At 44.7% G+C, this 14,322-nt stretch carries 11 protein-coding genes; 1 reads left to right on the forward strand and 10 read right to left on the reverse strand.

From position 1 onward, the window contains the following. Positions 1-5: 5 nt before the first annotated feature. Genes KJS94_RS17605 through KJS94_RS17625 form a run of 5 tightly spaced genes read right to left on the reverse strand, consistent with a single transcriptional unit; the run spans position 6 to position 6,305 of the window. Complete coding sequence (locus tag KJS94_RS17605) at positions 6-2,339, reverse strand: glycosyltransferase (RefSeq protein ID WP_369806949.1); 2,334 nt, start codon at positions 2,337-2,339, stop codon at positions 6-8. Beyond that, a complete protein-coding gene (locus KJS94_RS17610) occupies positions 2,339-3,952 on the reverse strand; it encodes a glycosyltransferase (protein ID WP_214449346.1) in 1,614 nt (537 codons plus the stop codon). Before KJS94_RS17610 ends, KJS94_RS17605 begins: the two co-directional genes overlap by 1 nt. 18 nt (positions 3,953-3,970) lie before the next feature. Then, positions 3,971-4,234 carry a hypothetical protein gene (locus KJS94_RS17615; RefSeq protein WP_214449347.1) on the reverse strand — a complete coding sequence of 88 codons (264 nt, stop codon included), beginning with the start codon at positions 4,232-4,234 and terminating at the stop codon, positions 3,971-3,973. A gap of 45 nt (positions 4,235-4,279) precedes the next feature. Next, the gene (locus tag KJS94_RS17620) at positions 4,280-5,395 is read right to left on the reverse strand and encodes a glycosyltransferase (protein ID WP_214449348.1); all 1,116 of its coding nucleotides are present in this window, start codon (positions 5,393-5,395) and stop codon (positions 4,280-4,282) included. A 13-nt stretch (positions 5,396-5,408) separates the two neighbouring features. After that, the gene (locus KJS94_RS17625) at positions 5,409-6,305 is read right to left on the reverse strand and encodes a glycosyltransferase (RefSeq protein ID WP_214449349.1); all 897 of its coding nucleotides are present in this window, start codon (positions 6,303-6,305) and stop codon (positions 5,409-5,411) included. Between the two features lie 125 nt (positions 6,306-6,430). Here KJS94_RS17625 and KJS94_RS17630 point away from each other — a divergent pair, with 125 nt between their 5' ends. Beyond that, on the forward strand, positions 6,431-7,126 hold the full coding sequence (locus tag KJS94_RS17630; protein WP_214449350.1) for a sugar transferase: 696 nt from the start codon (positions 6,431-6,433) through the stop codon (positions 7,124-7,126). Here the strand turns inward: KJS94_RS17630 and KJS94_RS17635 are convergent, their stop codons facing one another. From KJS94_RS17635 to KJS94_RS17655, 5 genes are read right to left on the reverse strand one after another with little or no spacing between them, the layout of a single operon-like run. Continuing rightward, a complete protein-coding gene (locus tag KJS94_RS17635) occupies positions 7,127-8,665 on the reverse strand; it encodes a YifB family Mg chelatase-like AAA ATPase (protein ID WP_214449351.1) in 1,539 nt (512 codons plus the stop codon). Positions 8,666-8,704: 39 nt separating this feature from the next. Further along, the gene (locus tag KJS94_RS17640) at positions 8,705-10,309 is read right to left on the reverse strand and encodes a M1 family metallopeptidase (protein WP_214449352.1); all 1,605 of its coding nucleotides are present in this window, start codon (positions 10,307-10,309) and stop codon (positions 8,705-8,707) included. A gap of 6 nt (positions 10,310-10,315) precedes the next feature. Beyond that, positions 10,316-11,659, reverse strand: coding sequence for a flavin monoamine oxidase family protein (locus tag KJS94_RS17645; RefSeq protein WP_214449353.1), 1,344 nt, complete (start codon positions 11,657-11,659; stop codon positions 10,316-10,318). A gap of 51 nt (positions 11,660-11,710) precedes the next feature. Further along, the gene (locus KJS94_RS17650) at positions 11,711-12,868 is read right to left on the reverse strand and encodes a nitrilase-related carbon-nitrogen hydrolase (protein WP_214449354.1); all 1,158 of its coding nucleotides are present in this window, start codon (positions 12,866-12,868) and stop codon (positions 11,711-11,713) included. 14 nt (positions 12,869-12,882) lie between these two features. Further along, complete coding sequence (locus tag KJS94_RS17655; RefSeq protein WP_239804217.1) at positions 12,883-14,304, reverse strand: MutS-related protein; 1,422 nt, start codon at positions 14,302-14,304, stop codon at positions 12,883-12,885. Positions 14,305-14,322: the final 18 nt, after the last annotated feature.

The raw sequence follows: 14,322 nt of genomic DNA on the forward strand, positions 1-14,322 counted from the left end.
CTTTTTTAGTCAATGAATAGCGATTTAAGGCTCCTGTGTCCCTGGAATACCTTAATGATATGGCCAAATCGTTTATACCATAATGGTAATACTTCATATTCCTTGTGGTACCATTGTTTGATTTCCTCTGCCTGGTTGGGCGAATGCAGGATTATCCGGGAAGTTTCTTCCAATCCTTCATTGCCCTGTACCCTATTCCCATTCTTATGGGTTTCCTGCAGGTAGTTTAAGGTATTCTGGTACCAGCTATTCGCTTTTTCGAGTTCCTCCACCCTTTTCCTGTATTCCATTACATCGGTATACGGCTTTAGGGTTGGGTTGTCATACAGGTAGGAGGGCCCGTTCGCCATTAAAAGATTAAATATCTCTTTTGCATACCTGGAATAGAAATCCGCATGTTTATGGGATAGTAATCTATATAGGTAAAGCATGTTATTCCTGTTGAATCCCCTTGACATTGAAGTTGAATGAACCCGGTAGATCAAAAGGGGTTCGGGAATGACAACTCCCCTACATCCATTTTTTAATAATGAGATGTTTGCATCATAATCCTCCATTCCGTACTCAAAGGCATTGTCGTTCATCCCGAAGTTCAGGAAATCGTCTGCCCTGCACAGGTACATGGTGTGCACCATATTGTGGATCAGTAAGAATGGTGGTTCTGGAATATGGCATGGCCAAATCCCTTCCGCTTCATAGAAGTACTTAACCCATGATGCCACAAAGCTTACATTGGGATACTTCTCCAGTAATTTGATCGCCCGCTCGTAGAAATGCGGGTCTATTTTATCGTCAGCATCCAGATAGGCTACATATTCCCCACGGGCATTCAAGATCCCGGTATTCCTTGCGGAGGGAAGGCCCTGGTTAGGTTGATTGATCACTTTGAAGCCGTATTTCTCCTGGAGCAGGTATAATTTTGTAAGGCTTTCAATTTCATCAGTGCCGTCGTTTACTACTATTACCTCTTTTGACGGATAGCTTGTCTGGTAGATACTGTCAATTGTTTCTTCAAGGAACTTACCGCTATTGTAATAAGGGACAATTACGCTTAAAAGGCCTTTTTCTGTTGGTTTTTCCTTGGTTTTGACGGATTTTTCAATATCATACACAAATGGGAAATGATTTGGGTTGGCCAATTTTTCCCCAGAAAGTATACAATCCATTTTGGCCTTATATACATTTTCATAAGAACAAAGCTCCTTGATCCTTTGAATTGCCCTTTGCCCAATTTCGGCTAGTTCTTTTTCGGTTTTGGTTAGCGCTTCATGTAACTTTTGCTCAAATGATTGTTGGTTGTGAAGTTCATAAATGAACCCGCTTTTCCCGTCTTCGATCATTTCAGCCTGCCCTCCTGCATTGGATGTAATTACAACCTTTCCGAGCAGCATGCTTTCCACTACTGCATAGGGGAAATTGTCAACCAAGCTTGGGACAATTATCAGTTGGGCCTTTGATAGCCTGTCGTTTATCTGGTCAGGACTGATCTTTCCTTCAAATTTTATTCTTCCGCTATCGACATGCCTTTTGTATTTTTTGGTCAAATACTCCTTCATGCTCATTTGACGCGGTTCGAAATAGTGATCGTCCCCTATGATATTAAGGCTCTTGTCAAAACCATTGTCCCAGAGGTTGGACATCTGTTTTATCAAATGAAGTCCGCCCTTTTGGTAGGTTAACTTACCAAAGAATGCAATATCTCCTTCTTCAAACCTTATGTTATGTTTGATTGGTTGATGAATGCTGTATGGATTCCTTACAACGTGATAGCGATCAATTTCAGTTCCAAGGTCGTTCTTAAGGTTGGTTACCATAAACTCACTTGGTGAGATCAGAATATCAGCAGATTTCATGATCCATTTCTCCATTTCCCCTGTCCAATACCCTGGCAGATCATAAACGGGGGATTGGTTGTGTTTCAGGTTGTCAAAGGAAGGTGAGTGTGCGGTTAAAATTATTGGGGTGTCGACCAAGGTTTCTTCTCCTAATTTTTTCTTCAGGATAAGATAATAGCCAATGCCATGGTAGTCTTGGGTTTCTATGAAATCAGGTTTCCCATTTTCCCTTATTTCATTGATTACGATCTCGGAAAATTGGTAGCTTAAAGATGCTGAGTATCCAAGTTGATTATTAGCCTGGCACATGCCCGGGTTGAATCGAATTACATTGATCCCTTGGTAATTTTCCTTTGTGATATAGCTCTGAACCTGGTGGTCTGAAACGAACACTGTTACAGTATGTCCCCTCTCAGTTAGCATTAATCCTGTGTGCAGGCAATAGGTACTAATTCCCCCTCCATGGAATGGAGGGAATTCTGTTGTTATCAACCAATATCTCATTACTGTTTACTTTTGATTTTGCTTACAATGATTTGCTTGATCAAGCCTGGAACGCTTCGTTCTTCATACGTTCTTTTGTACCAATCAATAGCATTGGTCAGGTAGCTGATTTTTTCGTTCTGCCTATTGTTTTGATCGGTTAGTGTAGCTTGTAATTCCTTAGTTTCTTGTTGTAATTGGAATAATTGTAAGTCCTTCTCTTTTACTATTTTGGCTAGTTGTGCTATTATGATATGGGCTTGGGTACTCTCCTTGGAAAGGATATTGTTTTGCTCTTTGTAAATATGGTTTTCCTTTAGTAGCGACTCTTTCTCTAATTGCACTCTCTTTGTTTCTAATGAGGCATCCCGGCTTTTAATTTCTAATGATTTGATGGTCTCTTCAGTTTTATCCAGCTCGGACTTTAAACTGGAAATTTGTTCTTCTTTTTTATTTAGTTCGCCGATCAGGTAGGTTTTTGTTAGATCTTCTCCTTCTCTTTTGCTGGTAGATTCCTTGAGCAGAAGCGATAGTGCTTCATGGCCACTTCCTAATTGTTTTATAGAAGCTTCTATTGCGTTTATGGAATTTTGGCTATCGGAAAAAGCCGCCTTTACTTCACTTAAGGCGAGGAGCTGGGTATGTTTGGATGCTTCCAGCAGTTGCAGGGTATCCCTTTGGTATTTTTCCAGCAGTTCATTATTCATCAATGAGTGTGTCATGGTGTCAAGGGTCTTTTTTATTTCTTCCAGCATGGCAAGTTTTTCATTTATGATCGCTTCTTTCAAGTTGATCAGGTTAGTTGCCTGGTCATATTTAATGGTATAATCATTAATGATATTGCCTTGTTCGGTTAGTTGGGTTTCCTTTTTATGCAGTTGATCGAATGCTTCTTCTAACCTTGACTGTAATTCCTTTATTTGCTTGTCCTGTTTTATTGACCAGCTTTGTAATTCATCGATCATGGATAGCATCATCTTCTTGCTAAACCATGTTCTAGCCCACATATGGACTGTGTGCGTGTTTTTTGTAATGTGTTCCTGGTAGTTGTTTACTTCCTTGGCATTGAACCATGGAATGGGATAGAAAAATTCAGTTTCATAAATGCTTACTTCTTCATTTAATAGCTGGTTTCCAAAGTTCCTAAGGTTATAATACTGCTTTAATACTTTGGTGGTTAACTGTGGTGATGACTCGCTGGCAGGTTCGCTTCCATCAAAGTTTGATAGCAGCTGTTCAATACAGTATTTGATGAACTGGCTTTCTTTTTCAGATCCAAGGATAGCATTGTTTACCCAGAAGTTATCCGATCCTTCTTTCCCTTCTTCGAAACCTAGGAAAACCTTGTGGTGGATAAGGTTGTCCAAAGGTTTAATCACCTTCATGTCCGTATCCAGGTAAACACCTCCATGCTTATATAAAATCTCTAATCTTGCAAGGTTGCTTAGGTTAGCCCAGTTGCCATTCCGTTTTGCATTTTCTGCATAGGTGTATTCTGAATGGTAGTTTTCCTCCGACCATTTAATAATTGTCCAGTCCGGATGTTGCAGTTCCCACTCTCTTATTAAGGTTTTATATTCTTCTGGTAATTCCTGGTCACCAAACCAGCAATAATGGATGATTTTGGGTATCATTTTCTATCTCTGTCAGTATTATTTGAGTAGTTTTTCCTTTAGAACGCCCAATAGACTCCTGCTTTCGTAGGTTCTTTTGTACCACTCAATTTCCTGAGTAAGCCTTGTGATGTCGCCTAATAGTTTATTGATAAGTTGTTTATTGCCTTCAGTGGTTCTCTTGCATTCATCCAATGATTGCTGAAGTGACTCAATTATCTTAGCCTGGTGGTCAATTAAATCCTGTTTCCTTTTTGTCTCTTCCTCTATGAACCTGATTACGTGGTTTAATTGCTCCTGCATTGGATTTTATTGATGAAGTGCGCGAAATTATAAGTTGAATCATTACTAAACAATACCATTAAGTGGCCTGCTGTAAAGATTTTTATATTGTCTGTATGATTGATGCATATTGAAGGATGTGTCACATATTGAGGCTGAGTGTTTTCCCATTATGGTTAACATGTTCTCGTTGTTTTGATATTGTAAAATCTTGATGATGGCTTCATCAGCTGTATTGAACAGGTCTCCATTCAATCCATTATTGACAAGGTCCCTGTTGCCTACACAATCGCTTAGGATAACAGGTTTATTAAGCGCAAGGGCTTCCAATACTGCGAATGGAAGTCCTTCAAATACCGCGGTTGATAAATATATATCGGCAGACGATACCAATTGATGGACCTTATCGTGTGGCTGCCATCCGGTGATAATGATATTTTTACTGGTCAATATATCCTTATCCGGACCATCTCCTATCCATATAAATTCAAACTGTGAAAATTCTTCAAAGTAGCTTGCAATGGTATTGAATAGCTGTGGGTTCTTTTGGTAGATGATCCTTCCGCTGGTTACCAGCCTGAATTTGCTTTTATCTTTTTTCATCAGGCTTTTATCCAGTTTTTTAAGTTGCCTGATGTTTTCCGGTTCTATACCATTATTGACAAAACTTGCCTTGATCCCAAGTTGCCTGTAGGCATGCATTTCTGACTCCGAACAGCAAACTACTTCGCCACCGATCATGTTTCCTATGATTTCCAATTGCTTGTAAAGGAACTTCGAAACCGGTGAAGTGCCAATCAGGAATGGTGCACCGTTAGGGGTGTAGATCACATTTTTAATATTGGCAGCCCTGCATGCAGCCCTGCCGATAAAGCCGCTTTTGGAAGAATGAAGATGCACTGCATCTACAAGGTTCTTAGCCTTTAGGCGTCGGAGTATGGTATATAACTCAAGGAATGCAGCACTGTCTTTCCTCAGGCTGATACTCCTTTGGGCGGAGCGCCACCTGATAAACCTAACGTTCTTGTGCCTGAATTGCTTTTTTACCTGGTCAAAAGGAGTGACTTCCCTTCGTTCCCCATGGATGATAATGTGTACATCATCAGTCATGGTTTCCACCAGGGACCTTACAAATACTGCAATTCCGGAAGCAAAGGGTTCAACAACGTGTACGATATTCATAGGGATAATGAGATTAGATTTGGATGGAGTGTTGCTTTCGGTGGATTAAAAATTTAATCCGTAGGATCCAGTTAAACGGTATCATTTGCATTAGCCATAGCTTGAACCTGCCCAGCAATTTTGGTAGGGGCTGTCTGCTTATTGTTTTGACTACCAATGACCTGCTTTGTAATTGTTGTCTTCTTTTCTGATAAGAGATCCCATTAGGATTGAGCTGGCAGGTCACTAAGGCTTTAGGGATAATGGTTGCCGCTGATCTTTCCATTAAACTGTAAGCAAAGGCATAGTCTTCGGCCGATGGATAGGTTTCTGGATACCATCGGATGATAGCTGCCGCCTCTTTCCTCCACATCATGGTAGGATGGATAAAAAGATTCCTGAAATTCATTCCCAATCGTATTCCTTTCATTTTTACTGGTGTCTGGTAAAGGAATCTTTCCTTTGTACTGGTATTTATGAAATAACACCAGGAGCCGGCAAGCATTATTTCCGGATGCTTGTCAAGGTAGGCAACCTGTTCATAAAACCTTTCAGGATGGCATTGATCACCGCAGTCCAGCCGTGCTATGTATATATAATTGCCGTTGGTGTAGATATACTCCAGGCCTGCATTGAGAGCAGCTGTAATGCCTTTGTTCAGGGGTAGTTTTATTATTTCTATGTGGGTAGTCCTGGCGGCAGTCCTTACCTGCCATTCATTTAAAGGAACAACAGATCCGTCATCTACTATCAGAATCCCAAACCTGTCATGGGTGTATACAATGCTTGCCACTGCCTCCACCAATCCTCTGGGGTCATTATAATGTGGTATCAGGACAATAAAGTCCAGTGGTTTTCCAGACGATAGCATGGGCCTCAGGTAAAGTTTAATGGTTGGCGCAAAGATCAAATGAAATGCTCCTGTTGCCATCGGTGAAAACACTGATTTTTCATTTTATTAACGGTATTTATTTTAGGAAATGTGGTAATCGAAATTTTTTCGAGCAACTGTTCAATTAGTTTTGGGCTCAGGTTTTGAAAACCTGTTGCATATCGATGAAAACCTTATCCAGGACCGGTTACAAAAAGATCGTTCATCATACATCGGCTGACCAATCTTTATTTGCAGTTTCTTTAAATGGGCAAAGGGATTACTTCTATGCCGCCATGAAGCGTATGGTTGATATTGTTTTTTCCCTGGTAATCCTGGTTGGAATATTGAGCTGGCTCGTACCGGTTTTGTTAATATTAATCCGCATGGGCTCGCGTGGCCCCGCTTTTTTTACGCAGGAAAGGGTGGGGTATATGGGACGTGTATTCCGGATTTACAAGTTCAGGACCATGGTGCTGAATGACGATGCGCATACGATGCAGGCTGTTCCCGGTGATCCAAGGGTAACTAAACTAGGCAGTTGGTTGAGGTCCACTGGATTGGATGAGCTTCCGCAATGCTGGAATGTTTTGATGGGTGATATGAGTTTAATAGGACCCAGACCCCATATGCTGGCTGATGAATTGGTTTTTTCAGGGATGGTCCCCAACTATGGATTAAGGTATAGTGTGCGTCCGGGTATAACCGGAATGGCACAGGTGAAAGGGTGTAAAGGACCAGTTGATGATCCAAGGCTGATCGTTCACCGTTTCAATTGGGACGCTTTTTATGTTAGGAATGCGGGTATTGTTTTGGACCTTCGGATAAGCTGGCTGACCATTAAACATATATTGGGTGTGCTGGTTTCCCGCAATCAATGATCATCCCCAACTTGTCCTGTCCAAACTCCTGTATTGAATGGCTTCCGCGACATGTTCCGGTAAGATAGAGGGGCAACCGGCAAGGTCGGCGATGGTACGCGAAACCTTAAGGATGCGGTCGAAAGCCCTTGCCGAAAGATTGAGTTTTTCCATGGCTGTTTTCAAGAGCTTCATGCTGGACGATTCCAGGTAACAGTATTCCTTGAGTTGACGGGCTGTGATCTGGGCGTTGGCATATATTCCTGTAAGTTCCCTGAACCTCCCTTCCTGGATTTGCCTGGCTGCAATAACACGGTGCCTAATCGCTTCAGAATTTTCCCTTCCCGAATGCAGGCTCAATTCCCCAAAAGCAACTGGCGTTACCTCAACGTGAAGATCGATCCTGTCTAGTAAGGGACCTGAAACTTTGTTAAGGTATTTTTGGACAACACCGGGATGGCAGGTGCATTCTTTTTCAGGGTGGTTATAGAACCCGCAGGGGCAGGGATTCATCGAGGCTACCAGCATGAAACTAGCGGGGAAGTCAAGGGCAATCTTGGCCCTTGAAATGGTAACCCTTCTTTCTTCCATGGGTTGACGCATAACTTCCAATACAGATCTTTTGAACTCCGGTAATTCATCAAGGAATAGTACGCCATTGTGTGCGAGGGATATTTCCCCCGGCTGTGGTACGCCACCACCCCCTACAAGTGCTACATCGCTAATGGTGTGGTGGGGGGATCGGAAAGGGCGTTTATTGATGAGGGTGGCATGTTCCGGCAATTTTCCTGCAACACTGTGGATCTTGGTTGTTTCCAGTGCTTCCTGCAGGCTCAGGGGAGGAAGGATCGTTGGTAATCTTTTGGCCAACATGGTTTTGCCGGCTCCCGGAGGGCCGATGAGGATCAGGTTGTGGCCGCCTGCTGCTGCAATCTCCATTGCCCTTTTAATATTCTCCTGGCCTTTCACATCGCAGAAATCCATATCGAATTCATATTGCGACTGCAGGAATTCTTCCCTGGTATTCACCCTGACAGGTTGTAAAAGCTCCGGGTTGTTGAGGAAGGCAATGACTTCATTTATATGGTGCACCCCAAAGACATCGAGGTTGTTGACCATTGCCGCTTCCCTCGCATTCTGTTTCGGGAGGATCAGTCCCCTGAACTGCTCCTTCCTGGTATTGATGGCAATTGGTAAGGCCCCCCTGATCGGGTGAATGCTGCCATCAAGGCCCATTTCGCCCATTAGTACAAAATCTCCCAACAGGTCCCTGTTGTCCATTTGGCCAGTTGCCCCCAGCAGTCCAATGGCCATGGGGAGGTCAAAGGCGGATCCTGATTTCCTGATATCAGCCGGGGCAAGGTTGATGACTACTTTTTGCCTGGGGAAGTAATAACCATTTGCCTTGAATGCACTTTCGATCCTTTGCACACTTTCTTTAACGGCGTTATCTGGCAAGCCAACCATAAAGGTGTTTTTGCCGTTCATTACCGTGACCTCCACCGAAATGGTGATCGCTTCTACACCGTACACTGCACTTCCAAAGGTCTTCACTAACATGTCTCCAAATTAGTGGAAATGACCGGCCGCCAATGAGGGTTATTTAACGGTACTTATAATAGTTTCAGCAAGGATCTTCATGGATGGATCTGCCGTCAATTGCTCAGGGGAAAATGGCAGGCTTAATTCGAATAATGTTTCTTTCTTGTCAATAGAAAGGGGTCGTATAGTGGATTGTTGGCCTGCGCTGAACTGCAGCTCGTACTTAAATTGAAATGGTTTTTCCTGTAATTGTGTTATCCTCACTGAAACCTTATTGGTTGCTGTTTTCTTCCATTCGATGGATAGCCGTGGGTGCCCGGGCTGCCGCAGCCATTGTTGGAAGAACTGGTTAAAGTCCCGGCCACTGGTACTGTTCAATACTTGAAGGAAATCTTCTGTAGTCGCGTTCTTGCCCTTATAAGCCTGGTAATAGTTCCTGATCGTTCGCCAGAATAGCTGGTCTCCAATCTCTTTCCTGATCATATGTAAAACCCAGGCAGCTTTTTGGTAACTATTGGCATTCAACAGTTCCATATAATTGTTTTCGGTGCTGTCCACAATGGGCTTGCCTGGTTGTTCCCTGTAGAAGCGCACAACAGTTGCCTTCTGCTGTTCCAGTAACTTTTTTAAGGTGTCTGCCCCATACCTGCTCTCCAGGTACATGTCCGACAGGTAGGTTGCGAACCCTTCACTCAGCCATATATGGCTCCAGTGTTTTTCTGTTGCACTGTTCCCAAACCATTGATGGGCGATCTCATGACTAATCAGGGCTTCCTCCTTCCTTGCGCCATTGACTGAATTTTCGTGATAGAAAATGCAGCCTGCATTCTCCATACCCCCAAATATGGTCTTTGATTGTACGCTGGCCAGTTTCTCAAAAGGAAAGGGAGCAATATTTTCTGTAAAGAAGGGAAGTATGTCGAGTGTTTGGGCGTAATCGTGAAACCCATTCTTTTTCTCCTCGGGGAACACCCAACTGGAAACCGGCACTCCCTTTAGCTCCCCTGCATATCCCACTGCAAATTGGGCGGCACCAATTACCATGACTTTTGTAGGGATGGGCACTGACTCATGCCAATGGGTGAGGTTAAGGTCTGGTGAAATATTGGATGATTCAAGTATAATTCCATTGGATACAACCTGGTAATGGTTGGGTGCGGTGACCAGGAAATCCACTGTTGCCTTGTCGGATGGATGGTCATTGCAAGGGATCCAGTTCCTTGCCCTGTTCGGCCAGTTGTCTGCGAAGAAGGTCCGCTTGTTGAATTTATTGCGGGAAATGATCAACCCATCTTCCGGGATGCCCCTATAGTGAATGGTCAACCGGATGGTGTCCCCTGTGTTTGCTCGTGCAGGAAGGGAGAGTTCCAGCAGGTTGTTGTGATGCAGGTGCGTTACAGATTGACTGTTACTGGTAGTGTTTATTACCTGCATTCCCTTGCCGCTGACTGACTTTCCTGCGAGGTCAAGGGTAACCTTATTGGTTGACCGCAATATTCTCAATGTAATTCCAGCAGTGCCTTCTATTTCATCCGACTCATCCTTTAGCCTGAGGTTGAAATCATAATGGATCACATCTATTTCGGGTGAATGCCAGTTATAGGATTGCGCGAATGAATGCTGGAAAAATAGGGTGGATAGCAGTACAAAAATCTTTTTCATGTGGTATCATTTCAGGCAATCAATTATTTCCCTTGCGGCCCTTTTCCCAGCAAGGATAGCGCCTTCCATATAGCCATTCCATTGTGTGGCGGTTTCTGTTCCTGCCCAATGGATATGGCCTTCCGGCTTCGACAGCAGGTCGGCAATCGATGTCCAGGCACCTGTTGGCATCATGCCCGCATAACAACCTTTCGTCCAGGTTTCATCGGTAAAGCTTTTGTCGATATACAATTCTGCATTCCGCGCTTCCTCGCCCAGATACCTGCTAAAACAGTCCAGTATAGCAGTCCTTCGGTCTGTTTCATTCAGCGCCATGAGTTGCCTTGCTTGTTTGGCCAGTGAAAATCCCATGAGTATTCCTTTGCTCCCGTCAGCAGGGGAGTTGTCGAATACTACGGAAGTGAGTTCTGATGGGGCTGCACATAAGCCATTGAGTCCCTTTTCCCGCCAGAAGGGTTTGTTATAGATGGCATAGCATTTCACCACTGCCCCCATGAACTGCTGGTCCATCAGGAGTTTCCTTTTTTCGGTTAGGGGGAACTGGTAGTTGATATCCCTGGCCACAACCGGTGGGATGGCTACGATGAGTTTCTTCGCTTCAAATGAAAAGCCTGCACCTGTAACGGTAACCTTTTCATTGTCCTGTGAAATGCTGGTTACGGGGTGGTTGAGTTTTAGTCGTTCACCAAGGGTTGCCGCCAGTTTTATGGCAGGTAATTGCGCGCCTCCCTTTATCCTGTCCTGCTGTGCTCCTTTGCGGATATTCATCAGGTAATCGAAATTGTTATTGCTTCGAACATAGAATAGGGCATGCAATAAGGAGATGTCTTCGGGATCAGCGGCGAAAATGGCTTCAAATGCCGTACGGAACATATTCCTCGCTATCTCTTTTTTCATGGTGCGCTCCATCCATTCTGCAACCGTTATTTGGTCGAATTGATTGGCTTCTTTCATTGCCCATGGTTGACTGCATTCTATTTTCCTGGCCAGTTTGTTGATTCCCTGTATCCCTTTATTCAATGATAGAAGGGTAAAGAGTGGGAGGGGTGGGATCAGTCCCCTGTAATTTTTTCTTTTACCATCATAGTACAAGGTGCTTTTCCCTTTATCATGGGTGGCAAATGTTTCTATATTGAATTCCCTGCAAAGCGCATACATGTTGTCGTGGCCGGGACCTATCCATTGCCCGCCAAGGTCTATGTAGGTCCCATTTTCGAGAGCCTGGCTGTGTATCCGTCCACCCACCCGGTCCCTGGCTTCAAGGACAAGGAAGTCCTTGCCGGCATCCAGGAGGTCCCTGGCTGCACTTAGTCCGGAATAACCGGCACCGATAATAATGACATCAAGCATGTTGGTTGATTGAATTGTTTTCAGGTATTGGTAAGCGTTATGGTCTACGGGTTAATTTTTCAGCCAAAGGTTATAGACCTTACTGGTCTTAAGAGCAGGGGCTGAAATGTTCAAAGAATCACCAATCAATGATAGTACCCTTCCTTCCGGATGCATATCCCACATATCCCCGGTAAAGAATACATTAATTCCCTGGTGGATCCCCGCCTTAGGTCCCCTTCCGCCCATGCTATAGCTCGCCCAGGCATCTTCTTCCGTGATCTTTCGGTACCTGGTAGTGTCTACATCGACGGGTGCTGCAGCGCCATTGTAACCCATCCAGGGTCCTTTCCAGATACTGTCGGTACTGGCCAATGAAGGCACGGCAAGGAATTCGGCCTTATTGGCCAGACCTGTATATGCTTCCGGGTACCAACTGTCCGCACAGATCAGCACCCCCATATTACCTGCCTTAGTTAAGAATACGGGCATATCGCCTGGTTTGCCGCAAGCCGTAAAGGGTTTTTCATCGTTGATGGGGAATGCCTTCTTCACCAAAGGGGGCATGATGCTTCCTTCCGGCGAGAAGACGGCCGTAGTGTTGTAAAGGCTTCCCTTACCTGTGCGCAGGTTACCGCTTTTATCTATATAGGGTTCTTCCAGGACAATGGAGCCAGCGACTATCGTTACATTGAATTGTTTTGCGAGGTTGGAGAAAACCTGCTGGTATTGCTCTGCCATGCGCGCTGACTTCATGCTGAAAAGCGCATGCTTGGTTTTGTCTGTCCCTTTTGGTGCCGAAGCATAATGCCGGATGAACCGCGGCAGGTTGGAAAGGACCAGTGTGGTCATGGCCGATTGCATATCCGGGGCTTCGTAAATAGATGTCTTTTCCCCTGCTGCAACCAGCCAGGTGCCAATATATTCCGGGTAAACGGCGATGGTATTGTTGTTGATCCAACCCTTCTCCCTGGCCTGTGATAATTGTTCCTCCAGGATCCATCCGAGCCTTGCCTTACTGCTGTAATCAATAGGTGTTAGGTAGGGCTGGATGCCAAGCAGGTTGCCTCTGATGGTATCTGGCAGGGGATTGATGGCTGAAAGCTCCGTTGTTTTTTGGGGTTCAGTATTGCCAATGGTCTCATCTGCCCGGCCACTGATTGACCATAACCAGTAGATGCCTCCCAGGATAGTAACGGCGACCAATAAACGAATGATTGTTTTCTTCATGGCGGGTTGATGGGTCAAAGTTTATCGAGTAGCTCTACTACCTTTTCCCGCTTCAGGATAAGGTATCCCAGGCGGTCATTACTGATGCCTTCCTTTAATTGGTAGCTGAATTGGAGCTGGTCATCCGTTACGGCAGTTTCAAAATACTTGAAGCTGATGTTGGGATAGGGCTTGAGTTCTTCCCCTATTTCATACAAATGGGTTGACAGGATGAAGAGTGAATTGGGTATCTTGATAAGTCCCTTGATAACGGTAAGGGAGCATTTCATGGCGTCCTGGACATTCGTGCCCTTGAACAACTCATCGATCAGGACCAGCCATTTCCTGCCATCATTGATCTTAAGGATCGTATTCTTAATGCGCTGCACTTCGTTAAAGAAATAACTTTCCCCCCGGATAATATTATCCGTGACATTGATATTGCTGAGGATGCCTTCGAATAACGATAGTTCCAATGTCCGTGCAGGCACACCCATCCCTAAATGGGCCAGGTAAACAGCTGCCCCTACTGATTTGATGAAGGTGCTCTTCCCCGCCATATTGGCACCGGTAAGGAACAGGAAATTGTATTGGGTCCCCAGGCTTACATCATAGGCAACCGGCGTAGGAAGCAGGATATGGTAAAGGTCCCGGGCTTCAAAATAGGCCTTATCGCTTTCTTTAAAGGAAGGGAAACTCAGGTTGAATTTCTTCATGGCCAATGCCATGGAATACCAGGCATCGAGCTTGCTGAAGATATTGATCAGTTCAGCGGATGCATTTTTGAACCTGTAGCGGATATGGTGACCATATTCGATCACCTGCGAAGGGCTAAGCTTTTTATCGGCCGGAAGGGCAGCTAATTCCTGTAACAGCGGCGCACTGATATACATGGCAGCACTTTCCATCAATCCTTTAATGGTAGGAGGGGTATTCTCCTTGTCCAGTAGTTTGGAAAGTTGCTGGAAACCCCTGACCAGGTCCCCGAAATGACTGATGGAGTACCGCAGCAAGGAGTAGTCCGGGTTATGCAGGAGTTTATAGGTGTACCCATTGATGGGGCCGCTGCTGTGGGGGATGGTGTCGATAGGGGTTTCATAAAACTTTTCGATCACCATGATCGTTCCATTGCTGATCTGGGTGGGCCAGTCATCAAGGTTTTCCCCAATAAAACGAAGGATATCCTGGGTCTTCCTGATTGACGCCAGGTCTTTGAAGGGTTCCTGGAAAAGTTTGGCAAGCCAATCCCGGCCACCGGAAGTTTGGGTAAAATTCAACCGGTGGAAAATGGAGAATTCTTCTTCCTGGTGAAAAATGGAAAGGTCAAGTAATGAGGTCTTGTCAATGTCCATAGCGCCATCAATATACGTTTTTTTAGTCCTTGACCGGCAGGTCGTTGCAGGCTGGGACCGGGAGGCAACGGCAAATAAAAAGGCGCAGGTAAAAACCTGCGCCATTATTGTTGAGTTGGCAAA

Source organism: Flavihumibacter rivuli (assembly GCF_018595685.2).
Classification (GTDB): Bacteria; Bacteroidota; Bacteroidia; order Chitinophagales; family Chitinophagaceae; genus Flavihumibacter; species Flavihumibacter rivuli.

What these genes read in the sequence shown, in the direction of transcription:
- KJS94_RS17630 (WP_214449350.1), top strand. Translation starts at nt 6,431, where the DNA reads ATGAAAACCTTATCCAGGACCGGTTACAAAAAGATCGTTCATCATACA.
- KJS94_RS17605 (WP_369806949.1), bottom strand. Translation starts at nt 2,339, where the DNA reads ATGAGATATTGGTTGATAACAACAGAATTCCCTCCATTCCATGGAGGG.
- KJS94_RS17610 (WP_214449346.1), bottom strand. Translation starts at nt 3,952, where the DNA reads ATGATACCCAAAATCATCCATTATTGCTGGTTTGGTGACCAGGAATTA.
- KJS94_RS17635 (WP_214449351.1), bottom strand. Translation starts at nt 8,665, where the DNA reads ATGTTAGTGAAGACCTTTGGAAGTGCAGTGTACGGTGTAGAAGCGATC.
- KJS94_RS17615 (WP_214449347.1), bottom strand. Translation starts at nt 4,234, where the DNA reads ATGCAGGAGCAATTAAACCACGTAATCAGGTTCATAGAGGAAGAGACA.
- KJS94_RS17640 (WP_214449352.1), bottom strand. Translation starts at nt 10,309, where the DNA reads ATGAAAAAGATTTTTGTACTGCTATCCACCCTATTTTTCCAGCATTCA.
- KJS94_RS17645 (WP_214449353.1), bottom strand. Translation starts at nt 11,659, where the DNA reads ATGCTTGATGTCATTATTATCGGTGCCGGTTATTCCGGACTAAGTGCA.
- KJS94_RS17625 (WP_214449349.1), bottom strand. Translation starts at nt 6,305, where the DNA reads ATGGCAACAGGAGCATTTCATTTGATCTTTGCGCCAACCATTAAACTT.
- KJS94_RS17620 (WP_214449348.1), bottom strand. Translation starts at nt 5,395, where the DNA reads ATGAATATCGTACACGTTGTTGAACCCTTTGCTTCCGGAATTGCAGTA.
- KJS94_RS17650 (WP_214449354.1), bottom strand. Translation starts at nt 12,868, where the DNA reads ATGAAGAAAACAATCATTCGTTTATTGGTCGCCGTTACTATCCTGGGA.
- KJS94_RS17655 (WP_239804217.1), bottom strand. Translation starts at nt 14,304, where the DNA reads ATGGCGCAGGTTTTTACCTGCGCCTTTTTATTTGCCGTTGCCTCCCGG.